This window comes from Halobacterium sp. GSL-19, from assembly GCF_016917855.1.
In the GTDB taxonomy this organism is placed as follows: Archaea; Halobacteriota; Halobacteria; order Halobacteriales; family Halobacteriaceae; genus Halobacterium; species Halobacterium salinarum.
Genome location: NZ_CP070377.1, coordinates 182,484 through 204,635, shown reverse-complemented (window position 1 = coordinate 204,635; position 22,152 = coordinate 182,484). Strand labels below are relative to the sequence as shown.

The following is a 22,152-nucleotide window of genomic DNA, read 5'->3' as shown; positions in this document are numbered from 1 at the left end:
TCTCACGGAGTGCGCCGGGTAAAACCCATCGAGTAGAAACGACAACTCGGTTCCGAGTACCATATGTCAGTTCTCCAGAGGGGTTCGGAATATTCATAGGGGCATTGCGTGACTGTACAGACGCCACATGGCTGTACGCTGGCTGGAAGACGTACGCGCCGACGACATCGACAGTGTCGGCGGCAAAGGGGCATCACTCGGCGAACTCACGGATGCCGGGCTCCCAGTCCCACCGGGCTTCGTCGTGACCGCCGGCACCTACCGGACGTTCATCGAGGAGGCAGGGATCGACCAGGAGCTGTTCGACGCGGTGGGCGTCGACGCCGAGGACTCCGACGCGCTCGCCGACGCCGCGGCGCACGCGAGCGACCTCATCCTGAACACCGACTTCCCGGCGAGTCTCCGCGAGGACATCCTCTCGTCGTACGACGCCCTCGACGACGGGGCGGCGTTCGTCGCGGTCCGGTCCTCGGCGACCGCCGAGGACCTCCCGGACGCGAGCTTCGCCGGCCAACAGGAGACGTTTCTCAACATCACGCGTGAGGCGCTGCTCGACCACGTGAAACGCTGCTGGGCGAGCCTGTTCACGGAGCGCGCGATCTACTACCGACAGGAACAGGGCTTCGATCACGACCGCGTGAACATCGCCGTCGTCGTCCAGCGCATGGTCGACGCGGAGAAATCCGGGGTGTTGTTCACCAGCCACCCCTCGACGGGCGCACACGAGGCCATCGTCGAGGCCGCCTGGGGGCTCGGCGAAGCGGTCGTCTCCGGGGCGGTGTCGCCGGACAACTACGTCGTCGACCGCGACACGGACACCGTCGAGGAGGCGACGGTCGCCGACAAGAAGGTGATGCACGTCAAGGACGACGACACCGGCGAGACCGTGTCCCGCGACGTGCCCGACCGGAAGCGCACCCAGCGCGTCCTCGACGACGCCGAGATCAGCGACCTGGTCACCATCGGGGAGCGCGTCGAAGCCCACTACGACGCCCCACAGGACGTGGAGTGGGCGATCGTCGACGGCGACGTGTACATGCTGCAGTCCCGGCCGATCACGACCATCGAGGACGACACCGACGGGGCGGTAGCGAACACCGACGGTGGTGGCGGCGACGGCGACGCCGTCGTCACCGGACTGGGCGCGAGCCCGGGTGTCGCGTCGGGGCCGGCACGCGTCGTCACGAGCCTCGACGAGCTCGACAAGATCGGCGAGGGCGACATCATCGCCACCGAGATGACGACCCCCGACATGGTGCCGGCGATGAAGCGGGCGGCGGGCATCGTCACCGACGAGGGCGGGATGACCAGTCACGCCGCCATCGTCTCCCGCGAACTCGGCTGTCCGGCGGTCGTCGGCGCGACGGACGCCACGGCCACGCTGTGCGACGATCAGGCGGTCACGCTCGACGGTGACCGTGGCGTCGTCCGCGACGGCCGCGAGGAGACCACCACCGAGCACGACCCCATCGAGGACGCGCGACCGACGACGCCGGTGAAGCCGATGACCGCCACCGAAGTCAAGGTCAACGTCTCCATCCCGGAGGCCGCCGAGCGCGCCGCCGCGACCGGTGCCGACGGGGTCGGGCTGCTCCGCATGGAGCACATGATCCTGTCCACGAACAAGACGCCCAAGCGGTATATCGACGACCACGGCGAGGACGCCTACGTCCAGGAGCTCGTCGACGGCATCCGGGGCGTCGCCGAGGAGTTCTACCCGCGGCCGGTGCGGGTTCGCACGCTCGACGCACCGACCGACGAGTTCCGGCAACTCGAAGGCGGCAACGACGAGCCCCACGAGCACAACCCGATGCTCGGCTACCGCGGGGTTCGGCGCAGCCTCGACCGCCCGGACGTGTTCAAACACGAGCTGTCGGCGTTCCGGCGGCTCTACGAGATGGGGTACGACAACGTGGAAGTGATGTTCCCCCTGGTCAACGACGCCCAGGACGTTGCGCGGGCCCGAGACCTGATGGCGGACGCCGGCATCGACGTCGAGAAGCGATCGTGGGGCGTCATGATCGAGACGCCGGCGGCCGCGCTCGCCATCGAGGAGATCGCACAGGAGGGCGTGGACTTCGCGAGCTTCGGTACGAACGACTTGACCCAGTACACGCTGGCCGTCGACCGCAACAACGGCAGCGTCGCCGACCGGTTCGACGAACTCCACCCGTCGGTGTTGACGCTCATCGAACGCACCATCGACGCCTGCCGCGAGCACGACGTCGCCACCAGCATCTGCGGGCAGGCCGGCTCGAAACCCGAGATGGTGGATTTCCTGGTGGAGACCGGCGTGTCCTCGATCTCCGCGAACATCGACGCCGTTCGCGACGTCCAACACGAGGTCAAGCGCGTCGAGCAGCGACTCCTGCTCGAGTCGGCCCGTGAGTGACCGCCGGGATTAGGGAGGCGCGGAACCGACACTGAGGGGATGCTCGTCCACCACGTCGTCTTCCTCGCGCTCGTCGCCGGGACGACGCTGTTGTTCGCGTCGCTGGCGGCACTGAACGTCCGGTACGCGGAGCGCACAGTCCGCGAGCGCAGCGCCTGGCTGGCCACGCATATCGGCGTCGACGACCCCGGGGAGCTGCTGGCGTACCACCGACTCGGGACGGCGGTGAGCCAACTCCGGTCGGTCGTGCTGGCCGGCGCTGTGTTGGGTGTCCTATACACCGGCGCGTTCGGGGCCGCCGTGGCGTTCGTCTACGACGCCGTCGGCAGCGACGTGCTGGCCGGCGTCGCGCTGCTCGTGGGGGCGACGGTCGCCATGCAGGTGGCGCGCGTGCCGTTCGACGCCGTCGAGACGTTCGGCGTCGAGTCGGCGTTCGGGTTCAACGAGCAGTCGCCGGCGCTGTTCGCCCGGGACGCGCTGTTGAGCGCCGGGCTGGCGGGCGTGTTCGTCGCAGTGCTTGGCGGGGCCGTCCTGGTGGCTGTGGCGGCGCTCCCCGAGTGGTGGTTCGTCGCCGCGACCGGGATCGTGGGGGTGTTCCTGCTGGCCACGCAGGTGCTGGTGCCCCGGGTGGTGATGCCGTTGTTCTACGACTTCGACCCCGTCGACGAGGGCGGACTGCGGGACGCCATCGAGGACGTCTTCGACCGCGCGGGGTTCGCCTGCGAGCAGGTGTACGTCATGAACGCCTCGTCGCGGTCGGGGCACTCGAACGCGTTTTTCACGGGGTTCGGCGCGACCAAGCGGGTGGTGTTGTTCGACACGCTCATCGACCAGATGGGCGAAACGGAGCTTCAAGCCGTGCTTGCCCACGAGCTCGCCCACTGGAAGAACGGCCACATCTGGCAGACCATCGGGGCGGCCACGCTGCAGGCTGGGGTGGTGTTGTTCGTGGCGTCCCGGCTGCTCGATGCCGGCTGGCTGTACGGCATGTTCGGGGTGCCCGAGCAGCCCGCGGCCGGGCTGTTGCTTGCGGGGGTGTGGTTGCAGCCGCTGAGCCGGCTCACCGCGCCGCTACAGAACAGACTCTGGCTGGCAAACGAGCGGGAGGCCGACGCGTTCGCCGTGGACGTGATGGGGGACGGTGAACCGCTCGCGGACGCCCTGGGGGCGCTCACGAGCCAGAACCTCGGCAACCCGTTCCCGCATCCCTACTACGAGGCGTTCCACTACCAGCATCCGCCGGTGCCCGAGCGCATCCGGTATCTGACCGCGGCCGACAGCGGGGCCGCTGCGGAGCGGTCGGCGTGCCGAGAGCGGAACCGCTAAACGGCTGCTGTCGTTGCATGCGGGTATGACGCGTGGGGAAGCGCGGCGGCCGCCACAGGAGTTCGACCGGGTGCTGTCCTCGATGTGCACGACGCCGCATCCCGCGGCCCGCGAGGCTGCACAGGCGTTTCTGGCGACCAACCCGGGCGACCCGGAGACGTATCCGGCGGTGGCCGAACGCGAGCGCGACGCCGTTGCACTGCTCGGAGAGATCGTGGGGTTGTCGTCGCCACACGGCTACATCGCTGCCGGCGGCACGGAGGCGAACCTCCAGGCCGTCCGGGCCGCGCGCAACCGCGCCGACGCCGACGCCGTGAACGTGGTTGCGCCGGCGAGCGCGCATTTCAGCTTCCAGAAGGCCGCTGACGTGCTCGGCGTGGAGTTGCGGCTCGCGCCCACTGACGGGGATCACCGGGCGGACGTGGCTGCAGTGGCGGACCTCGTGGACGGCGACACCGCCGTGGTGGTCGGGGTGGCCGGAACGACCGAGTACGGGCGGGTGGACCCGATCCCGGCGCTGGCGGACATCGCAGCCGGGGTGGACGCGAACCTCCACGTCGACGCGGCCTGGGGTGGGTTCGTGTTGCCGTTCACCGACCACGACTGGAGCTTCGCCGACGCGCCGGTGGACACGATGGCCATCGACCCACACAAGATGGGGCAGGCACCGGTTCCCGCAGGGGGGTTTCTAGCGCGGGATCCCGAGACGCTGGACGCGCTCGCCATCGAGACGCCGTATTTGGAGTCCGACACCCAGCCGACGCTGGGCGGGACGCGGTCGGGGGCCGGCGTCGCGGGCGCGCTCGCCAGCCTGCGGGCGCTGTGGCCGGACGGCTACCGCGAGCAGTACGAGCGCACGCAGGGCAACGCTGAGTACCTCGCCGCGGAGCTCGCCGCCCGCGGATACGACGTCGTCGACCCCGAGTTGCCGCTGGTCGCTGCCGACATGCCCGACGCCGAGTTCCAGGCGCTGCGCGAAGAGGGGTGGCGGATCTCCCGGACGGCGTCGGACGCGCTGCGCGTGGTCTGTATGCCCCACGTCACGCGGGAGATGCTGGCGGCGTTCCTGGACGACGTCGACGCGCTGGCGTGACCCTGGTGGGCAGTGACGCAATCAGCGGGCTTTAGGCCCGCGGCACGGCAACAGGGACACATGACAGACGAGGACTACCCCACGGACGATCCGGCGGTGGTGACCTGTGGGCTCCCCTATCCGACCGGGGACTTGCACATCGGCCACCTGCGGACGTACGTGAGCGGCGACGCGTTCAGTCGCGCGCTCCGAAAGCTCGGCCAGGAGACGGTGTTCGTCTCGGGGACGGACATGCACGGGACGCCGATCGCCGTCCAGGCCATCGAGGCCGGGGTTGGGCCGCTCGACCTCGGGCTGGAGCGCCACGAGCAGTACGCCGACACGTTCGAGGAGTTCAGCGTCGCGTTCGACACCTACGGCCACACCGACGAGGAGACCAACGTCGAGCTCACCAGGGAGTTCGTGGGGGCGTGGGAGGACAACGACCACGTCTACGAGACGGAGATCCAGGTGGCGTACGACCCCGACGCCGACCAGTGGCTGCCCGACCGGTACGTCGAGGGGACGTGTCCGTACTGCGGGGAGCACGCGCGCGGCGACGAGTGCGACGAGGGCTGCCAGCGCCACCTCGAACCGGGGGAGATCGAGGCGCCGGTGAGCACCATCACGGGCAACAGCGCGGAGTACCACGAGCGCGCGCACAAGTTCCTCCGGCTGTCGGACTTCCAGGAGTATCTGGAGGGGTTCATCAACAGGATGGAAGGGACGAACAACGCGAAAAACCAGCCCCGCGAGTGGATCGAGGGCGGGCTGGAGGATTTCTGCATCACGCGGGACCTCGACTGGGGGATCGACTACCCCGGGGAGGGTGGCGACGACCTCGTGTTGTACGTCTGGGTCGACGCCCCCATCGAGTACGTCGCCGCCACGAAGCAGTACTCCGAGCGCGTGGGCACCGAGGAGTTCGACTGGGCGTCCGTCTGGAAGGACGGCGACGGCGAGATCATCCACGTCATCGGCCGCGACATCATCCAGCACCACACCGTGTTCTGGCCGTCGATGCTGGCGGGCGCGGACTACGCCGAGCCGCGGGCGGTGTGTGCGACCGGGTTCGTGAACATCGACGGGCGGGGGTTGTCGACGTCGAAGAACCGCGCCATCTGGGCGGCGGAGTACCTCGATGCGGGGTTCCATCCGGACCTGCTGCGGTATTACCTGGCGACCGCGAGCGGCTTCGAGCGCGACGTGAACTTCTCCTGGGAAGAGTTCGCGCAGCGCGTGAACACGGAGCTCGCGGACGCCGTGGGGAACTTCGCGTACCGGGCGCTGTTGTTCGCGAACCGGAACTTCGACGGCACCCCCCAGGAGGTCAGCCTCACGGACGACGTCGAGACGGAGATCGCGCAGGCGATGGACGACTACGAGGACGCGCTGAACGAGTACGATCTGCGGACCGCCGGCGAGCGCGCGGTGGCGCTGGCGCGGTTCGGCAACGAGTACATCCAGCACAACGAGCCGTGGAACCTCGACAGCGAGGCGGCCGCGCCGGTGATGCGGGACTGCGTGCAGCTCGTGAAGGCGGTTGCAGTGCTCCTGCAGCCGTTCCTGCCGGAGAAGACCGAGACCCTCTGGGCGCAGCTCGGTGAGGACGGGCGTGTGAGTGACGCGACGATCGCGGACTGCCTGCAGGCGCCGCCCGCGGAGTTCGGGGAGCCCGCGGAGCTGTTCGAGAAGATCGAGGACGACCGGGTCACCGAGCTCGACGAGGCGCTGGCCGCGAAGATCGAAGCTGCTAGTAGCGAGGACGCCGATGGGGAGGGTATGGCCGACGAGACAGCCGACGACGGGATCGAGCTCGAACCGCTTGCCGAGGACGATATCAGCTTCGAGGAGTTCCAGGCGCTGGATCTGCGGGTGGGGGAGGTCGTCGAGGCCGAGGGCATCGAGGGCGCTGACGATCTGGCGCGCCTCGAAGTCGACATCGGCCACGAGGTGCGCCAGATCGTCGCCGGCATCAAGCAGCTCCACGACCTCGACGCGCTGCCGGGGACGCGGGTGGTGGTGGTGGCGAACATGGAGCCGTCGGAGCTGTTCGGCGTGGAATCCAACGGGATGGTGTTGGCGGCCGGGGAGGACGCCGACCTGCTGACGACCCACGAGGACAGCGAGCCCGGCACGAAGGTGATGTAGGGCGGGCGGCCACCGCCCCGCACGCGAATGGAACTCAGTATCGAGTAAAGAGCGTGGGTTTTTGCCGGGCGGCGGTGTACCGTCGCGTATGAGAAACGCGAAGATCGTCTGTACGCTCGGCCCCGCGACCAACGACGACGCGTCGGTGCGGGCGCTCGCGGACGCCGGCATGACGGTAGCACGGATCAACGCCAGCCACGGCGACGCGGCCGCGCGCCGGGAGCTCATCGAGACCACGCGGGCCGTCGACGCCCAGACCGACAAGCCGCTTGCGGTGATGCTCGACACCCAAGGCCCGGAGGTCAGGACCGCACCGATCGACGACGACGGCACCATCCACATCGAAACCGGCAGCGACGTGGCGTTCGTCGAGGGCGACACCGCGACCCCCGATCGGATCGGGATCTCCACCAGCATCGCGGCCGCCGAACCCGGTGACACGGTGTTGCTCGACGACGGCCGCATCGAGGCCGACGTCGACCGCGTCGCCGGCGACACGGTGCACGCCACCGTGGTGTCCGGCGGGAGCCTCGGCAGCCGGAAGGGCGTCAACGTGCCGGGCGTCGAGCTGGACGTGGACGTCGTCACCGAGAAGGACCGCCGCGATCTGGCGTTGGCCGCCGAGCTGGACGTCGATTACGTGGCGGCGAGCTTCGTCCGGGACGCCGACGACGTGTTGGCCGTCAACCGCGTCCTGGAGTCCCACGGTGCCGACATCCCCATCGTGGCGAAGATCGAGCGGGCGGGTGCCGTGGAGAACCTGGACGGCATCATCGACGCCGCCCAGGGCGTGATGGTGGCGCGCGGCGATCTCGGCGTGGAGTGTCCGATGGAGGACGTGCCGATGATCCAAAAGCGCATCATCGCGCAGTGCCGGGACGCGGGGGTGCCGGTGATCACCGCGACCGAGATGCTGGACTCGATGGTGCACGCCCGGCGTCCGACGCGCGCGGAGGCCAGCGACGTGGCCAACGCGGTCCTGGACGGCACCGACGGCGTGATGTTGTCCGCGGAGACCGCAGTGGGGGACAACCCCACGCGGGTTGTCGAGACGATGGACCGCATCGTGCGGGAGGTCGAAGGCAGCGCGGAGTACAGCGAGCGCCAGGAGCAGGCGGTGCCGACGGCCGACGGGACGGCGAAGACGGACGCGTTGGCGCGGTCGGCGCGGTATCTGGCCCGCGACATCGACGCCAGCGCGGTGGTGGTGGCCTCCGAGTCGGGGTACACCGCCCGGAAGGCCGCGAAGTTCCGGCCCAGCGTCCCGGTGGTCTGTGCGACGCCGTCCCACGACGTGCGCCGGCAGCTCGCGCTCAACTGGGGGGTCCACGCCAACTACGCGGCGGTCGCGGAGGGCGACGCGACGACGGTCGTCGAGCGCGCGGTGCAGGCGGCCGTCGACTCCGGCGTGGTGGCGAGCGGCGACACCGTGGTGGTGCTCGTGGGCATGATGACGGAGCTTGAGGGCGCATCGACGACGAACACGCTGAAAGTGCACGTGGCCGCGGAGACGCTCTCGACCGGGCGGGCGGTCGTCGACGGGCGGACGACCGGCCGGACGTACCGTGCCGACAGCGGGGATCTCAGCGACGCCCCGGAGAACGCGGTGGTGCTGTTGGCGCACGGGTTCGACGGCGAGTTCGACGGCGATCTCTCGAAGATCGGGGCGATCGTGAGCGCGGACGCCGGGCTGACCGGGTATCCGGCGGTGATCGCGCGCGAACTCGACGTGCCGATGGTCGGCGATGTCGACGTGGACGCGGTGCCGGCTGGCGATCTGGTGACCGTGGACGGCGAGCGCGGCGTCGTCTACGAGGCCGATCAGTGACCCCGATGCTTTTGGCCGTTGACGGCCAACCCGGGGTATGAGTCAGACGGACGACGACCGCGAGTGGCGGTTCACGCTGAACGAGGTGGGCGAGGACGCCACCACCAGCCCGGAGACGATCGAAGCGGGGTCGCCGGCCGCGGAGAACGTGGCGTTTTTCGTGCTCGGCGTCGCCACGATGGTGGGCGCGATCGGCCTGCTGTTGTTCGGGTAACGGTTTTCACTGCGGTAGCCTAACGCACGGGTATGGAGGGCGTGTTCGGTCAGTCGCTGTCGTTCGTGCTCGTGGTGATCGGGGCGGTGTTATGCATCGCCGAGGCGTTGGCACCCGGCGCGCACCTCATCGTGTTGGGCGTGGCGTTGCTCGCCGCCGGGCTGGCCGGGATGTTCGTGTTGTCCGGCGCGACGGCGTTCCAGCTCGCCGGCCTGGTGTTAGTGGTGGGGATGGTGGCGCTGTACGTCTACCGCTACTACGAGATCTACGAGGGCACGGGTAGCGGGCAGACCCAGTCCTCAAGCGACCTGCGCGGAAAGCGCGGGTACGTCGTCGACCCCGTGACTCCGCGTGAGGGGCGCGTCGACCTCGAACACGGCGGCTTCGATTCGTCGTACGCGGCGCGCACGACGACCGGCACGATTCCAGCGGACACCGAGGTCGTGGTGGTGGATCCGGGCGGCGGGAACGTGGTGACCGTCGAGCCGGTCGCTGACGCCGCAGCCGCGGGCAACGACGCCGAAGACGGGGTCCCGGGCTGAGGCGAACACTTATTGTGTAGTCGCCGGACGGTTGAGACGATGTATACAGCACTCAGTGTCGGCACCGCTGGCGCGGCGGCCGCCGACGCGCTCCCGGCAGCGATCTTCGGCGGATCGTTGACGACGGTGGTCGGGCTGTTGTTGCTCGTGTTACTCGCGGTGGTCGTCTACGAGACGGTGCAGATCGTCGACGCCTACGAGAAGCAGGCGCTGACGGTGTTCGGCGAATACCGGGGGTTGCTCGAACCCGGGATCAACGTCATTCCGCCGTTCGTCTCCCGGACGTACACCTTCGACATGCGCACGCAGACGATCGACGTGCCCCGCCAGGAAGCCATCACGCGGGACAACTCCCCGGTGACCGCGGACGCGGTCGTGTACATCCGGGTTCGGGACGCCAAGCGCGCGTTCCTGGAGGTCGACGACTACAAGACCGCCGTGTCGAACCTCGCGCAGACGACGCTGCGGGCGGTGCTGGGTGACATGGAGCTCGACGACACGCTGAACAAGCGCCAGGAGATCAACTCCCGGATCCGCACGGAGCTCGACGAGCCCACCGACGAGTGGGGGATCCGCGTCGAGAGCGTGGAGGTCCGTGAGGTCAATCCGAGCCAGGAGGTCCAGCAGGCCATGGAGCAACAGACCAGCGCGGAGCGTCGCCGCCGCGCGATGATCCTGGAGGCCCAGGGTGAACGGCAGTCCGCCATCGAGAACGCGCAGGGTGACAAGCAGTCGAACATCATCCGGGCGCAGGGGGAAAAGCAGTCCCAGATCCTCGAAGCCCAGGGGGACGCCATTTCGACGGTGCTCCGTGCGAAGTCCGCGGAGTCGATGGGCGAGCGCGCCATCATCGAGAAAGGAATGGAGACCCTGGAGGGGATCGGCGAGGGCGAGTCCAACACGTTCGTGCTCCCCCAGGAGGTCACGAGCCTCGTCGGCCGGTACGGCAAACACCTCGCGGGCAGCGATGTCGGCGACGGTGGCTCCGATCTGGAGAGCATGGCCTTCGACGAGGAGACGCGCGAACTCATCGGCCTGGACAACATCGACGAGATCCTGAACCAGATCACCGAGGAGGCGGACGTCGACCCCGCGGACTTGGAGGAGAAGGCCGAGGCGGTGCAGCGCGGCGAGGACGCGGGACTGCAGGACGCCGGCGAGGTGATCGAAGAGATGGACGCGGAACTCGACGACGGCACCGAAGACACCGGCGCGTAGCGCGGCGCTGGCGGTACGGAACACTTTTGTTCACAGCTATCATACAGCGATTTGAATGGGTGTCGACGAGGACAAGCGCGCGACCCTGCGTCGGTTCGCGGCGGTGGGTGCGGCGGGGCCACTGGCGCGACTGGCGGGCGGTGATTCCGACGACGACGACGGGGCGTCGGGAAGTGACGTCCGGGACGCGATCACGGGCTACCTGGCGCGGACGCCGGGCGCACACTTCTCGAAGCTCCGGGACGATCTCCAACTGGGGACGGGGGAAACCCAACACCACCTGCGGCGGCTGTGTGCGGACGGCGTCGTCGAAAGCGTCCGCGACGGGGAGTACAAGCGGTTCTACCCCGCCGGCCGGTTCTCGGCGTTCGAGCGGCGCGCGCTGGGGTATCTGCGCCGGGAGACCGCGCGCGGGATGATCCGTGAGTTGCTGTCGAACCCTGACGCGTCGGCGGGCGCTGTCGCCGATGCGCTGGACGTGTCACCCGCGACGGTGAGCAAGTACGGCGCCGAGTTAGAGGCGGCGGGCGTGCTTTCGCGGGCGGACGGCTACGAGATCCAGGAGCCGGAGACGCTCGTTGTGTTGCTCGTGCGGTACGCCGACTCCTTCGACGCGGCGACGGTGGCGTTCGCCAGTGAGGCCGCGTCGATGGTCAGCTACGATCCGTAGCGCGCGGAGCTACGCGCTGGCGACTTTCCACGTGGTCGAGGAGGAGTACCCCCACCGCTCCACGTCGAGGTCGTGATCGGCGTCCTCGATGGCGGGCATGTTCGCACCGACTTCTTTCGCCGAGAGATCGAGTTCGTCGCCGATGAGCCGCGATTTGAAGTACGTGCGCTCGTCGGCGTGGTCCTGCAGGTACGAGAGGATGCGGTGCTGTTTCGGGGTGAGTGTCCGGCTCGCCGCCGTGGTCGCGCTCATGAGTGGGTAGACGGTGTGTCGACCCAAGAGGGATTTGGTACGGCTGGTAAAACCCGTCGCCGTCCTGCGATTCTGCGGGGTCCAGTGGGGGCGCACGACCGGGAAAACCGCCGGCGTTGGTAGACACTGGAAAGGACGCGTCCCGGGCTGTGAGCGCGTGGATACAGAAGGTACTTACAGTGAGCTAGCCGACAGTGCTGGCAATGAGCGAGACGGCCGTCGAGGTGAGTGTCGTGCTGCCGGCGTACAACGAGGCCGACACCATCGACGCGACGGTGCACACCACGGTGGAGACGCTCGCCGGGTTTCTGCCCGCGGGCAGCTTCGAGGTCATCGTGGCCGAGGACGGCTGCGACGACGACACGCCGGCGCGTGCCGAGGCGCTGGCCGCCGAGCAGCCCGCGGTGCGACACCTACACAGCGAACAGCGGTTGGGGCGTGGCGGGGCGTTGAACGCCGCGTTCGACGTGGCGGACGGCGACACGCTGGTGTATTTCGATACGGATCTGGCGACGGACATGCGCCACCTCGAAACGCTCGTGGAGCGCGTGCGTACGGGATCGGCCGACGTCGCCACCGGGTCGCGGTGGATGCCCGGCGAGACCGCCGACCGGCCGGCGAAGCGCGGCATCCCCTCCCGGGTGTTCAACGGGGCGGTGCGGACGCTGCTGGGGTCGACGGTTCGGGACCACCAGTGTGGGTTCAAGGCGCTCAGCCGGTCGGCGTTCGAGGCGCTGGTCGACGACGTGGCCGACGAGCATTGGTTCTGGGACACGGAGCTGCTCGTCCGGGCGCAGCGCCAGGGGTTCGACGTCGAGGAGTTCGCCGTCGACTGGACGCCGAAAGGCGACTCGAAAGTCGATCTGGTGCGCGACGTCTTCGGCATGGGGAGCCAGATCCTGCGGTGTTTCTGGGAGTTCTCCGTGCGTCCGTACGCCAACCGGCGGACGGGGTTGGCGGTGGGCAGCCTGCTGTCGGTGGTCGCGTTCGCGTTGATGTTCGTCTACATCGACGTGGAGGCGTTCGTCGACGCGGTGGCGAACGCCGATCCGGTGTTCGTTGCGGCGGGCGCGGTCGTGTACGCGCTGTCGTGGCCGCTGCGGGGGCGTCGCTACGGCGACATCCTGGCGGAGCTCGGCTACCGCGAGGACGTGTGGTTTCTCACGGGCGCGGTGTTCATCAGTCAGACCGGGAACCTCGTGATCCCCGCGCGGGCGGGTGACGCCATCCGCGCCTACGTCGTGAAAGCGCGGCGCAGCGTGCCCTACACCACGGGGTTCGCGTCGTTGGCGGTCGAACGGGTGTTCGACTTGCTGACGATCACCGTGCTTGCGGGGGGTGTGCTGGTCGCGCTGTCGGCGTTCGCGCCGTCGACGGTGACCGAGTTGGCCGCGACCGCAACCGGAGACAGCCTCAGCGGGCCGGCGTCGGCGGCCGTCCAGCAGGCGACCGTGGTGTCGACGGTCGTCGGCGCGGTCGCGGTGAGCACGGTCGCCGTGATCGTGTGGTCGGCGCGGACCGACACCAACTACGCGCGCCGCGTGGTGGCGTGGACCAGCGACGACTCCTACGTGGAGCTCGTGGCGAGCGTCGTCGAGCAGTTCGTCGGCGACATCCAGCAGGTCGCGGTGAACGGCCGGGCGTTCGCGTGGATCGGCGTCTCGAGCGTCGTCATCTGGACGATCGACGTGGCGACGGCGTTGCTGGTGTTCGTGGCCTTCGGGCTCGACCTCTCGGCGGTGGGGCTGGTCGCGGTCGGGTTCTTCGCCGTGAGCGTCGGCAACCTCTCGAAGGTGATCCCGGGGCCGCCCGGCGGGGTCGGCGTCTACGAGGCCGCGTTCGCCGCCATCGTGTCGACGCTGTTGCCGGTGTCGTTCGGGACGGCGGTGGGGATCGCCATCGTGGATCACATCGTGAAAAACGTCGTGACCGTGGCGGGCGGCGCGGTGTCCATGATGACGCTGAACGTGTCGCTGACCGAGGCCGTGGACGGGCGTGATGCCGACCTCGGCGCGGACCGGGAGTCGGCGGTGGGCGTCGACGACTGAGTCAGGTGGCGTGGAGCTGGTCGGCGAGCAGTTCGATGCCGTCGATCAGCCGGGGGCTCGGCTGGTTCAGGAGGCTGTCGTCGACGACGTGGACGGCGGCGTCGAGGTCCCAGCGTGTGACCGGGTCGGCGTCGGTCTGCCGGCCGGCACCACAGATGTGGACCACAACGTGGTCGGGAGCGGCGGCGCGCACAGCCGCGGCGTCGACCTCGTGGGAGCGGGCACCGGCATCGACGAACGGGTAGTGCCCGCCGGCCGCGTCGACGGCGTCGGGCACCCAGTTGCCGGCTGCCATCGGCGGGTCCGCCCACTCCTCGCAGTAGACGGTCGGCCCGTCCGCCGGGGTGGCGTCACGGACGCCGGCGAGGCGTCGCCGACAGTCGGCGGCGAGCGCGTCGCCGGCGTCGGGCCGCCCGACGGCGTCGCCGATGTCGGCGAACGACGCGAGCACGTCGTCGAGTGTCGCTGGTGCGGTGTGGTGGACGTCGAACCCGCGGCTCCGGAGGGCGTCCCGGATCTCGGCCTGGAGGGCGTCGCTGGTCAGGACGACGTCCGGGTCGAGGTCGACGACGCGGTCGTAGTCGGGGGTCAGCCAGCCCCCGACGGCCGGCGTGTCGGGGGCGTCGCAGTGGGTTGTCGTGCCGACCAGGCGGTCGGACGCGCCCAGGGCAGTGACGACGGCGGTGGCGCTGGGTGCAAGCGAGACGACGCGCATACGTGGGTGTGGCGTGGCGGGCGGAAAACGCTCGTGGTGGCGGTTCCCGGGGCGGCGTGTGATCGGTCAAACGAAACCCTATAATAATAGTTCCTAAACAATACGTTAGTTCCGGCGCGGCGCTGGCGAACAGATCGAGCACCGCCGCGCCCGCATGCGGCTGTGTCTGTCGGCCTAGCGGCCGTGTTGTCTCATCCCGGACCGCGACCGAATACACAACTGTTAAGAGGGAACTGGGTAAATAACTTGGCTACGACTCATCCGGGTTTTTCCGGGGGGCTGTACGCTACATGACAGACGCACGAATGCGTTCCCGAGAGCAGGAGCGCACGGACGAGACGGAATCGGAATCGACGGACGGCTGCCCAGAGTGCGGTGGCCTCGTGGTCAACGACGAGGAGCACGGCGAGTCGGTGTGTGCCGACTGTGGGCTGGTCGTCGAGGAGGACGGCATCGACCGCGGCCCCGAGTGGCGCGCGTTCGACTCCAAGGAGAAAGACGAGAAATCCCGCGTCGGTGCCCCGACCACGAACACGATGCACGACAAGGGGCTGTCGACGAACATCGACTGGCGGGACAAGGACGCCTACGGGAACAGTCTCTCCAGCAACCAGCGCCAGAAGATGCAGCGCCTGCGCAAGTGGAACGAGCGCTTCCGCACCCGGGACGCCAAAGAGCGCAACCTCAAGCAGGCGCTCGGCGAGATCGACCGGATGGCCTCCGCGCTCGGGCTGCCGGACAACGTCCGGGAGACCGCCTCGGTGATCTACCGCCGCGCGCTTGAGGACGACCTGCTGCCCGGGCGCTCCATCGAGGGCGTCGCCACGTCCTGCGTGTACGCCGCCGCGCGCCAGGCCGGCGTTCCCCGCAGCCTCGACGAGATCGCCGACGTGTCCCGCGTCGAGAAGGCCGAGATCGCGCGCACGTACCGCTACGTCGTCCGCGAGCTCGGCCTGGAGGTCGCGCCCGCCGACCCCGAGAGCTACGTGCCGCGGTTCGCAAGCGACCTCGGGCTCAGCGACGAGGCCTCCCACCGCGCCCGCGAGCTCCTGAAGACGGCCAAAGACAAGGGCGTCCACTCCGGCAAGTCGCCGGTCGGGCTCGCGGCCGCGGCGGTGTACGCCGCGGCGCTGCTGACGAACGAGAAGACGACGCAGGCGAAAGTCTCGGAGGTCGCGGACATCTCCGAGGTCACCATCCGCAACCGCTACCACGAGCTGCTGGAGGCCGAAGACACCATTCCGGTGTAGACGTCACACCCCGCTCGGAGGTGTCCCACCTTTTTGCCACTGGCCGCGTGTGAGCCGGGTATGGAGTTCCAGGATTTTCTGCTCGCCGCGTCAACCGGCGATCTCGGCGCCGCGCCAGCGGCCCCCGAACACGTCGACCTCGTCGAGTTCCGCATGGACCTGGCGGCCGACCCGCTGGCGGCCCTCGACGACTACGACGGGGTGTTGCCGGTGTTGGCGACCAACCGCGCCGACTGGGAGGGCGGGGCTGCGGCCGACGGCGGCGACCGGATCGACGCCCTCGCGGAGGCCGCAAGGACCGACTGCGTCGCAGCCGTCGACATCGAGCGTAGTGCGCTCGTGGACGACGACACCGCCGACGGCGCGGAGGCGCTTGCGGCGGCGCGTTCGACGGACACCACAACGGTGGTGTCGGCCCACGACTTCGACGGGACGCCGTCGCTGTCCGCGATGGCGGATCTGCTCGGGGAGGCGTGCTCGCTGGGCGACGTGGGGAAGCTGGCGGTGACCCCCCAGGACCGCGGTGACGCGCTGGACGTGATCCGTGTGACACACGAGTACAGCGCCGCGGGGATGACCGTGGCGACCATGGGCATGGGCGATCTGGGCCGACACACGCGGGCCGTAACCCCGCTGTACGGGTCGAAGCTCGGATACGCGCCGGTTGCCGACGGGGAGACGACCGCGCCCGGGCAGTACGCGCCGGCGGCGCTACAGGCGCTGATCGCCGACCTACAGTAGGTGGCCGCGTTCGGTGGGTTTACCATTGGGGCCGACAGACATCCACTGTGGCTAACAGACGTGGACTGCTGGCTGGTGTGCTGGCGTTCGTCTACCCGGGGCTCGGACACATCTATCTGCGGGCGTGGGTGCGGGCCATCGCGTGGTTCGGGCTGTCGATGGCGGTTGCCGCGCTGGTCATCCCGGATGCCGCATACCAGGCGATCGAGGCGCGTGGGGTACAAGGTGCGATCGACGCGGGCGCGACCATCGGACCGAGAGTGATGGTGAGCCTGCTTGCCGTACGGGTGTTCTGCACGCTTGACGCGTACATCCTGGCGGTCAAGGAGTCGTCGCCGGCGGCGGCGACCGACGACGACGCGGCTGTGTGTCCGGCCTGTGGGAACGAACTCGACGAGGAGCTGGAGTTCTGTCCGTGGTGTACGCAGCGCCTGGAGCGTCCCGGGGAGCTGGACTGACCGCGGTTACTGCTCGATGATGCGCTCGTCGATGGCCTCCCCGAAGTGGCGGCCGCCGTCCTGAAGGAAGACGTGGAGGTCGTCGCCGACGGACAGGTCCGTGACGGCCGTGCGGCCGTTGGGGGTTGCGACCTTGATCGTTTCGGCGTTCTGCAGGAGGGTTTCGATGCGGTCGCCGTCGTCGGTTTCGGCTTCCACGCGGAACATCGGCCGTTTCTCGATTTTCGCGCGCCCGACGACCGCCGAGCGGGTGCGCCCGTCGCCGTCGACGACCTGGACTTCGTCGCCGCTGCCGAGCTCCGCGAGGTATTTGGTGCCGCCGTCGGGCGTCCGCACGTAGGCGTGGACCGCGCCCGCGTTCACGCGGAACGGCCGCGCGGCGACGTACGGCGACTGGGCGGTTTCGGCGTGCACGAAGAACAGCCCGCGGCTCATCGAGCCGACGAGCATCCCCTCGTCGTCGGCCAGCAGGCTGCCCGTGTCCACGCAGACGCGGTCGGCGCTGCCGGCCTCCTCGATGGTGGTGATGGTGGCCGTCGAGAGGGCGAGGTGTTCGCGGTCGGCGGCGTCCCGCACGGACACCGTGCGCCGGATCTCGTCGGGATCGTCGCTGTCGAGGAGGACGGCGTCCGCGCCGATGTCGAGCGTCTCGAAGGCGGTTTCGGCTTCCGCGGCGGATTCGACGCCGGCGACGAGCGTGGTTTCCTCGCCGATGCGCGCGATGAGGTTCTCCAGGGGGATGATCGTCCAGTCGTCGCCGACGACGATGGTGTGGTCGGCGACCTCGGCGGCGGCCTGCGCGAACGGCTCGTACTCCTCGTCGCGGATGCGGACGTACGCCGTGTCGGCGTGCCCGCGGCGGAGCGCCGAGAGGTCGGCGCTCCCCGAGAAGTCAGCGGGGAGATCGACGGTGCCGTCGCCTTCGCCGTCCTTCCCGGCGACGTAGGCGTCGGGGTCGGCGTCGGTGCCTTCGGCGTCCTCGATGACGTTCGCGTCGTCGGTGGAGAACGCGGCGACGTTCACCGAGCCGAGTTCGCGGACGCGGGCGACGTCCGCGCGGTCGACGAGCACCCAGTCGACGCCGGCCTCCAGGCCGGCGGTGATGCGGCGTTTGCGGGTCTCCCAGTCGCCGACTTCGTCGTCGGCTTTCAGCCAAACGGACCGTGTCATTGCCGGATGGAGGCGGCACGCGGCCTAAAGCGTACCGGAGCGGCTGACGCGTGGCATACCAGAAGCGGGCGATTTATTCGTCGGTGGCGTCGTAGCTGCGGTATGGCAACCCGCGAAGGGGAACAGAGCTTCCTTGCTGATCGGATGCCGCTTCCCGTGGACGCTGCACAGTCGCTGAGCTGGGCGCTTGGCAGCGAGATCGCGGCGGAGAAGCCCGAGTGTGCGCGCCTCGAACACGCCGACTGGAGCTGCTCGGTGACGGTGTTCGAGGCGACACCGAACACCGTGATCGCGCGGTTCCGGACGGCCGTCGGCCGGGAGTCGTTTTTCGGGCTGGCGAGGGCGGACGTCGAGGACGTGCTCGCGCGTGCGCCGGGCGGGTGGCAGGTGACTGACGCCGAGCGTTAGGCGTCGACGACGAGACCGGCCCGGGCGAGCGCCGCTTCGGGGTCGGCGTCGTCGTGGACGACCGCCGAGATGGCGGCGGTCATCGCGCCGGGGGTGGCGTGTTGGAAGACGGTGCGGCCAGTGGAGACGCCGGCCGCGCCGGCGTCCATGGCGTCCCGGATGCCCTGCAGTGTTTCGCGGTCGCCGGCGGGGTCGCCGCCGGCGATGATGACCGGCTTGGCGGTGGCATCAACGACGCGCTGGAAGCTCTCGGTGCTGCCCGAGTAGGCGGTTTTGATGACGTCCGCGCCGACTTCCTCGGCGAGGCGGACGGCGTGGCCGAGGTTCGCGGCGTCGTGTTCGTCGACGCCGGGGCCGCGGGCGTACGCCATCGCGAGCACGGGAACGCCGAGGCGGTCGGCGTCGGCGGCGACGTCCGCGAGCGCGGTGATCTGGTCGGGTTCGTGGTCGCTGCCGACGTTGATGTGGAAGGAGACGGCGTCCGCGCCGGCGCGGACCGCGTCTTCGACGGTGCCGGTGCGGCGTTTGTCCGTCTGGTCGGGGCCGAGGGTCGTTGAGGCGTTGAGGTGGACGATGTAGCCGGCGTCGCCCTTGTTGGGGTGGACGCGGGGGGCGATGCCCGGCTGGGTGAGGACGGCGTCGGCGCCGTTGGCTGTGACCTCACGGATGGTGGCTTCGATGTCCACGAGGCCGTCGATCGCGCCGAGGGTGATGCCGTGATCCATCGGGATCGTGAGGAGTCTGTCGTCGGTGCTGATGCGGTTGAGTCGTGCGGTTTTCCCGGCGTCAGTCATTGGTACTGGCTAGCAAACGTTGGGCTATTTGTGTTCCGGTTCCGGCACGCCCCGAGCGGCGCCGGCCTTCAGCTCGGCGGCGAGGTCCCGCAGGCGATCGGCGACCACGCTGGGGGGGTCGTCGTCGGCAACACCGTCGGCGACCGTGTCGACGTACGCGCTCCCCACGATGACGCCGTCAGCACCGCTGGCCGTGATCTCGCGGGCCTGCTCGCCCGAGGAGACGCCGAACCCCACGGCCTTCGGGATGTCCGTGTGCTGGAGGGCCGCGAGCGCGTCCGGCGTCGCCGCGCTGACTTCCTCACGGGCACCCGTCGTGCCGACCCGGCCCTGCACGTAGACGAACCCCGTGGTCAGATCGAGCATGCGCTCGCGGCGGTCGGCGGTGGTCGTCGGCGCAACGACGAACACGAGATCGAGGCCGTGGGCGCGACACGCCTCCCGGAGCGGGCCGGACTCGTCGACGGGCAGATCCGGAACCACGAACCCGGAGACGCCCGCCTCGGCCGCCGCGGAGACGAACGCCGCGGGCCCGGCGCGGTCGCCGTACTGGAACAGGAGGTTGTAGTAGGTCATACAGACAACCGGCACGTCGGCGTCGATGCGCGCCACGAGATCCAGGTAGGCGTCGGGCGTCATGTCGGCATCGAGCGCGCGCTTGATCGCGTTCTGGATGGTCGTCCCCTCCGCGACGGGTTCGCTGAACGGCAGCCCGAGTTCGATCACGTCCGTGCCGCCGTCCACGAGCGCGTCGATGTACTCGGCGGTCGCGGCGGGCGTCGGATCGCCCGCGACCACGTACGACACCAGCGCCGGGTCGTCGTCGAAGGCCGCGGCGAGGTCGCTGCGGGTCACTGCTCGAACACCTCCATGTCCGGCGCGGCGTCGATGTCGTTGGCCGCCGACGCCTCGATGACGGTGTCCAGATCCTTGTCCCCCCGGCCGGAGACGTTCACCACCACGGGACCGTCGCCGTCGTACTGGTCGAGGGCGGCGACCGCGTGGCTCGTTTCGAGGGCGGGGATCACGCCCTCGTCGCGCGACAGCCGGTGGAACGCCGCGAGCGCGGCGTCGTCGTCGACGTTGGTGGGTGTGATGCGGCCGGTGTCGACGAGGTGTGCCAGCTCCGGGCCGACCCCCGCGTAGTCGAGGCCGGCGGACACGGAGTGTGATTCCACGATCTGGCCGGTCCCCGTCTGAAGGAGTTTCGTGCGCGCGCCGTGCAGGACGCCCTCGGTGCCCGTCGAGAGGCTAGCGGAGTTCGGCGCGTACCCCGCGTCGTCGTCGACGCCGAGGCGCGAGCCGCCGGCTTCGACGGCCAGCAGGTCCACGTCGGGGGCCGGCTCGTGCGTGCCCGCCGGAGCCCCCGGCAGGCTGGCGCTCCCGACGAACGCGCCGAACGCACCCATGGTGTTCGAGCCGCCGCCGGCGCACGCGATGACGGCGGCCGGGAGTTCGCCGAGCTGCTCGCGGGACTGCGCGCGCAGCTCCTCGCTGATGATCGCCTGGAAGTCCCGCACCATCGACGGGAACGGGTGTGGGCCGACGACGGAGCCGATGACGTAGTGGGTGTCCGCGACGTTCGTCGCCCAGTCGCGCATCGTCTCGTTGATGGCTTCTTTCAGCGTCCCCGAGCCGACGGTCACCGGGTTCACGTCGGCGTCGTGCAGCCGCATCCGGAAGACGTTGGGGCGCTGGCGGTTCACGTCGGTGCGCCCCATGTAGATCTCGCATGGCATCTCCAGGGCGGCACAGGCCATCGCGGTTGCGGTGCCGTGCTGGCCGGCCCCGGTCTCCGCGACGATGCGGTCTTTGCCCATGTATTTGGCGAGCAACACCTGCCCCAGGGCGTTGTTGAGTTTGTGCGCGCCGCCGTGCAGGAGGTCCTCGCGTTTGAGGTAGACGTCGACGCCGTGGCGCTGGCTGAGCGTCGGGGCGTGGGTCAGCGGCGTGGGCCGCCCGCCGAACGAGCGGATGCGCTGGCGGAAGTCGTCCACGAAGCCGTCCTCGTTGTCCAGGACGTACCGCTCGTAGGCGTCGGTCAGCTCCTCGACTGCGGGCATCAGTACCTCGGGGACGTACTGGCCGCCGTAGTCCCCGAACGTTCCGTCCGTCCGTGTCGTGTCGTCGGTGTTCGTGCTCATGCAGTGACAAGCCTCCGTGTGGTGTCGCGTACCGGGCCGTCCATGATCGCGCTCCCGACGAGCAGTCCGTCCGCGCCCGCCGCCCGCATCGTGCGGGCGTCGGTGGGCGTCGCGATCCCGGATTCGGCGACGAGCGTAACGTCAGCCGGGGCCTCGGGGGCGACGGCACCGAACGTGTCGAGGTCAACCGTGAGGGCGGTGAGGTCGCGGTTGTTCACGCCGATGATGTCCGCGCCGGCGTCGACGGCGCGCGCCAGCTCCCGGCGGCTGTGGACTTCGACGAGCGCCTGGAAGCCGCGGTCGCGGGCGGCCGCGAGCATGTCGCCGAGGTCGTCGCCGAGGAACCGCGCGATGAGCAACACGGCGTCGGCCGCGACGGCGTCCAGTTGGGGTTCGGTCAACAGGAAGTCCTTGCGCAACACGGGCACGTCGACGGCGTCCCGGATCGCGCGCAGCGCGTCCGTGCTGCCGTCGAAGTGGTGTGGCTCGGTGAGCACGGAGACGGCTGCCGCGCCGCCGGCGACCATCTCGCGGGCGAGCTCTGCGGGGTCGCCGCTGTGTTCGGTGTCGGTGGTCGGGCTGGTGGGTTTCACCTCGGCGATGATCGGCGTGCGGCCGTCGGCGGCCGCGCTGTGGAGGGCGGCGGGCAGCGAGCGCGCCGAGACGGTGCACCGCCGTGCCGGCGGGTCGCGACGGCGGGCGGCCGCCAGGATCGACTGGACCGGGGACGCCAACGACGAACTGTCGTCCATTGTTGTA

Annotated in this window: 21 protein-coding genes; 14 read left to right on the top strand and 7 right to left on the bottom strand. The window is 69.5% G+C overall.

Annotated elements, in window-relative coordinates:
• Nucleotides 1-127 precede the first annotated feature (127 nt).
• The 9 genes from ppsA to JT689_RS02680 all read left to right on the top strand — a co-directional run bounded on the left by ppsA (nucleotide 128) and on the right by JT689_RS02680 (nucleotide 11,413).
• Entirely contained in the window at nucleotides 128-2,392 is a 2,265-nt protein-coding gene (gene ppsA, locus JT689_RS02720; RefSeq protein WP_205251441.1) for a pyruvate, water dikinase, read from the top strand.
• A gap of 39 nt (nucleotides 2,393-2,431) precedes the next feature.
• Nucleotides 2,432-3,718: a M48 family metallopeptidase gene (locus JT689_RS02715; RefSeq protein ID WP_205251440.1), complete on the top strand. Its 1,287-nt coding sequence runs from the start codon at nucleotides 2,432-2,434 to the stop codon at nucleotides 3,716-3,718.
• Nucleotides 3,719-3,743: 25 nt separating this feature from the next.
• Nucleotides 3,744-4,811 (top strand): tyrosine decarboxylase MfnA, encoded by a 1,068-nt coding sequence (gene mfnA / locus JT689_RS02710; RefSeq protein ID WP_205251439.1) that lies wholly within the window; start codon nucleotides 3,744-3,746, stop codon nucleotides 4,809-4,811.
• Between the two features lie 60 nt (nucleotides 4,812-4,871).
• Complete coding sequence (gene metG / locus JT689_RS02705; RefSeq protein ID WP_205251438.1) at nucleotides 4,872-6,941, top strand: methionine--tRNA ligase; 2,070 nt, start codon at nucleotides 4,872-4,874, stop codon at nucleotides 6,939-6,941.
• A gap of 88 nt (nucleotides 6,942-7,029) precedes the next feature.
• Entirely contained in the window at nucleotides 7,030-8,769 is a 1,740-nt protein-coding gene (gene pyk / locus JT689_RS02700; RefSeq protein WP_010902196.1) for a pyruvate kinase, read from the top strand.
• 37 nt (nucleotides 8,770-8,806) lie between these two features.
• Nucleotides 8,807-8,983, top strand: coding sequence for a hypothetical protein (locus JT689_RS02695; protein ID WP_010902195.1), 177 nt, complete (start codon nucleotides 8,807-8,809; stop codon nucleotides 8,981-8,983).
• Nucleotides 8,984-9,015: 32 nt separating this feature from the next.
• Complete coding sequence (locus JT689_RS02690) at nucleotides 9,016-9,525, top strand: NfeD family protein (RefSeq protein ID WP_010902194.1); 510 nt, start codon at nucleotides 9,016-9,018, stop codon at nucleotides 9,523-9,525.
• A gap of 39 nt (nucleotides 9,526-9,564) precedes the next feature.
• The gene (locus JT689_RS02685; RefSeq protein ID WP_010902193.1) at nucleotides 9,565-10,743 is read left to right on the top strand and encodes an SPFH domain-containing protein; all 1,179 of its coding nucleotides are present in this window, start codon (nucleotides 9,565-9,567) and stop codon (nucleotides 10,741-10,743) included.
• Between the two features lie 55 nt (nucleotides 10,744-10,798).
• On the top strand, nucleotides 10,799-11,413 hold the full coding sequence (locus JT689_RS02680) for a winged helix-turn-helix transcriptional regulator (protein WP_205251437.1): 615 nt from the start codon (nucleotides 10,799-10,801) through the stop codon (nucleotides 11,411-11,413).
• 9 nt (nucleotides 11,414-11,422) lie between these two features.
• Here the strand turns inward: JT689_RS02680 and JT689_RS02675 are convergent, their stop codons facing one another.
• Entirely contained in the window at nucleotides 11,423-11,665 is a 243-nt protein-coding gene (locus JT689_RS02675; RefSeq protein ID WP_010902191.1) for a hypothetical protein, read from the bottom strand.
• Nucleotides 11,666-11,868: 203 nt separating this feature from the next.
• Between JT689_RS02675 and JT689_RS02670 the strand changes: the two genes are divergently transcribed.
• Nucleotides 11,869-13,713, top strand: a complete 1,845-nt coding sequence (locus tag JT689_RS02670; protein ID WP_205251436.1) for a flippase-like domain-containing protein — start codon at nucleotides 11,869-11,871, stop codon at nucleotides 13,711-13,713.
• A gap of 1 nt (nucleotide 13,714) precedes the next feature.
• Here JT689_RS02670 and JT689_RS02665 read toward each other — a convergent pair whose 3' ends face one another.
• A complete protein-coding gene (locus JT689_RS02665; protein ID WP_205251435.1) occupies nucleotides 13,715-14,428 on the bottom strand; it encodes a cobalamin-binding protein in 714 nt (237 codons plus the stop codon).
• Nucleotides 14,429-14,718: 290 nt separating this feature from the next.
• On the opposite strand from JT689_RS02665, the gene JT689_RS02660 reads away from it, so the two are divergent.
• From JT689_RS02660 to JT689_RS02650, 3 genes are read left to right on the top strand one after another with little or no spacing between them, the layout of a single operon-like run.
• Nucleotides 14,719-15,678: a transcription initiation factor IIB gene (locus tag JT689_RS02660; RefSeq protein WP_010902188.1), complete on the top strand. Its 960-nt coding sequence runs from the start codon at nucleotides 14,719-14,721 to the stop codon at nucleotides 15,676-15,678.
• 60 nt (nucleotides 15,679-15,738) lie between these two features.
• Nucleotides 15,739-16,419: a type I 3-dehydroquinate dehydratase gene (locus JT689_RS02655; RefSeq protein ID WP_012289139.1), complete on the top strand. Its 681-nt coding sequence runs from the start codon at nucleotides 15,739-15,741 to the stop codon at nucleotides 16,417-16,419.
• Between the two features lie 47 nt (nucleotides 16,420-16,466).
• Entirely contained in the window at nucleotides 16,467-16,877 is a 411-nt protein-coding gene (locus JT689_RS02650; protein ID WP_012289138.1) for a zinc ribbon domain-containing protein, read from the top strand.
• A gap of 6 nt (nucleotides 16,878-16,883) precedes the next feature.
• On the opposite strand, the gene JT689_RS02645 is transcribed toward JT689_RS02650, so the two are convergent.
• A complete protein-coding gene (locus JT689_RS02645; protein WP_010902185.1) occupies nucleotides 16,884-18,047 on the bottom strand; it encodes a 3-dehydroquinate synthase II in 1,164 nt (387 codons plus the stop codon).
• A 102-nt stretch (nucleotides 18,048-18,149) separates the two neighbouring features.
• Here JT689_RS02645 and JT689_RS02640 point away from each other — a divergent pair, with 102 nt between their 5' ends.
• The gene (locus JT689_RS02640; RefSeq protein ID WP_012289137.1) at nucleotides 18,150-18,455 is read left to right on the top strand and encodes a hypothetical protein; all 306 of its coding nucleotides are present in this window, start codon (nucleotides 18,150-18,152) and stop codon (nucleotides 18,453-18,455) included.
• On the opposite strand, the gene JT689_RS02635 is transcribed toward JT689_RS02640, so the two are convergent.
• The 4 genes from JT689_RS02635 to trpC are packed head-to-tail and all read right to left on the bottom strand — an operon-like array spanning nucleotide 18,452 to nucleotide 22,145.
• Nucleotides 18,452-19,249 (bottom strand): 2-amino-3,7-dideoxy-D-threo-hept-6-ulosonate synthase, encoded by a 798-nt coding sequence (locus JT689_RS02635; RefSeq protein WP_010902183.1) that lies wholly within the window; start codon nucleotides 19,247-19,249, stop codon nucleotides 18,452-18,454. The genes JT689_RS02640 and JT689_RS02635 overlap by 4 nt on opposite strands.
• Nucleotides 19,250-19,273: 24 nt before the next feature.
• Complete coding sequence (gene trpA / locus JT689_RS02630) at nucleotides 19,274-20,104, bottom strand: tryptophan synthase subunit alpha (RefSeq protein ID WP_205251434.1); 831 nt, start codon at nucleotides 20,102-20,104, stop codon at nucleotides 19,274-19,276.
• Nucleotides 20,101-21,393, bottom strand: coding sequence for a tryptophan synthase subunit beta (trpB, locus tag JT689_RS02625; protein ID WP_205251433.1), 1,293 nt, complete (start codon nucleotides 21,391-21,393; stop codon nucleotides 20,101-20,103). The genes trpA and trpB overlap by 4 nt, the downstream gene beginning before the upstream one ends.
• Nucleotides 21,390-22,145 carry an indole-3-glycerol phosphate synthase gene (gene trpC / locus JT689_RS02620; RefSeq protein WP_205251432.1) on the bottom strand — a complete coding sequence of 252 codons (756 nt, stop codon included), beginning with the start codon at nucleotides 22,143-22,145 and terminating at the stop codon, nucleotides 21,390-21,392. Before trpC ends, trpB begins: the two co-directional genes overlap by 4 nt.
• Nucleotides 22,146-22,152: the final 7 nt, after the last annotated feature.

Bases quoted from the DNA above. Each gene is read 5' to 3' on its own strand.
- JT689_RS02695 (WP_010902195.1), top strand. From the start codon at position 8,807: ATGAGTCAGACGGACGACGACCGCGAGTGGCGGTTCACGCTGAACGAG.
- trpB (WP_205251433.1), bottom strand. From the start codon at position 21,393: ATGAGCACGAACACCGACGACACGACACGGACGGACGGAACGTTCGGG.
- trpC (WP_205251432.1), bottom strand. From the start codon at position 22,145: ATGGACGACAGTTCGTCGTTGGCGTCCCCGGTCCAGTCGATCCTGGCG.
- mfnA (WP_205251439.1), top strand. From the start codon at position 3,744: ATGACGCGTGGGGAAGCGCGGCGGCCGCCACAGGAGTTCGACCGGGTG.
- JT689_RS02690 (WP_010902194.1), top strand. From the start codon at position 9,016: ATGGAGGGCGTGTTCGGTCAGTCGCTGTCGTTCGTGCTCGTGGTGATC.
- pyk (WP_010902196.1), top strand. From the start codon at position 7,030: ATGAGAAACGCGAAGATCGTCTGTACGCTCGGCCCCGCGACCAACGAC.
- JT689_RS02645 (WP_010902185.1), bottom strand. From the start codon at position 18,047: ATGACACGGTCCGTTTGGCTGAAAGCCGACGACGAAGTCGGCGACTGG.
- JT689_RS02640 (WP_012289137.1), top strand. From the start codon at position 18,150: ATGGCAACCCGCGAAGGGGAACAGAGCTTCCTTGCTGATCGGATGCCG.
- JT689_RS02665 (WP_205251435.1), bottom strand. From the start codon at position 14,428: ATGCGCGTCGTCTCGCTTGCACCCAGCGCCACCGCCGTCGTCACTGCC.
- JT689_RS02670 (WP_205251436.1), top strand. From the start codon at position 11,869: ATGAGCGAGACGGCCGTCGAGGTGAGTGTCGTGCTGCCGGCGTACAAC.
- JT689_RS02680 (WP_205251437.1), top strand. From the start codon at position 10,799: ATGGGTGTCGACGAGGACAAGCGCGCGACCCTGCGTCGGTTCGCGGCG.
- JT689_RS02635 (WP_010902183.1), bottom strand. From the start codon at position 19,249: ATGACTGACGCCGGGAAAACCGCACGACTCAACCGCATCAGCACCGAC.
- JT689_RS02660 (WP_010902188.1), top strand. From the start codon at position 14,719: ATGACAGACGCACGAATGCGTTCCCGAGAGCAGGAGCGCACGGACGAG.
- metG (WP_205251438.1), top strand. From the start codon at position 4,872: ATGACAGACGAGGACTACCCCACGGACGATCCGGCGGTGGTGACCTGT.
- JT689_RS02675 (WP_010902191.1), bottom strand. From the start codon at position 11,665: ATGAGCGCGACCACGGCGGCGAGCCGGACACTCACCCCGAAACAGCAC.
- JT689_RS02715 (WP_205251440.1), top strand. From the start codon at position 2,432: ATGCTCGTCCACCACGTCGTCTTCCTCGCGCTCGTCGCCGGGACGACG.
- JT689_RS02655 (WP_012289139.1), top strand. From the start codon at position 15,739: ATGGAGTTCCAGGATTTTCTGCTCGCCGCGTCAACCGGCGATCTCGGC.
- JT689_RS02685 (WP_010902193.1), top strand. From the start codon at position 9,565: ATGTATACAGCACTCAGTGTCGGCACCGCTGGCGCGGCGGCCGCCGAC.
- ppsA (WP_205251441.1), top strand. From the start codon at position 128: ATGGCTGTACGCTGGCTGGAAGACGTACGCGCCGACGACATCGACAGT.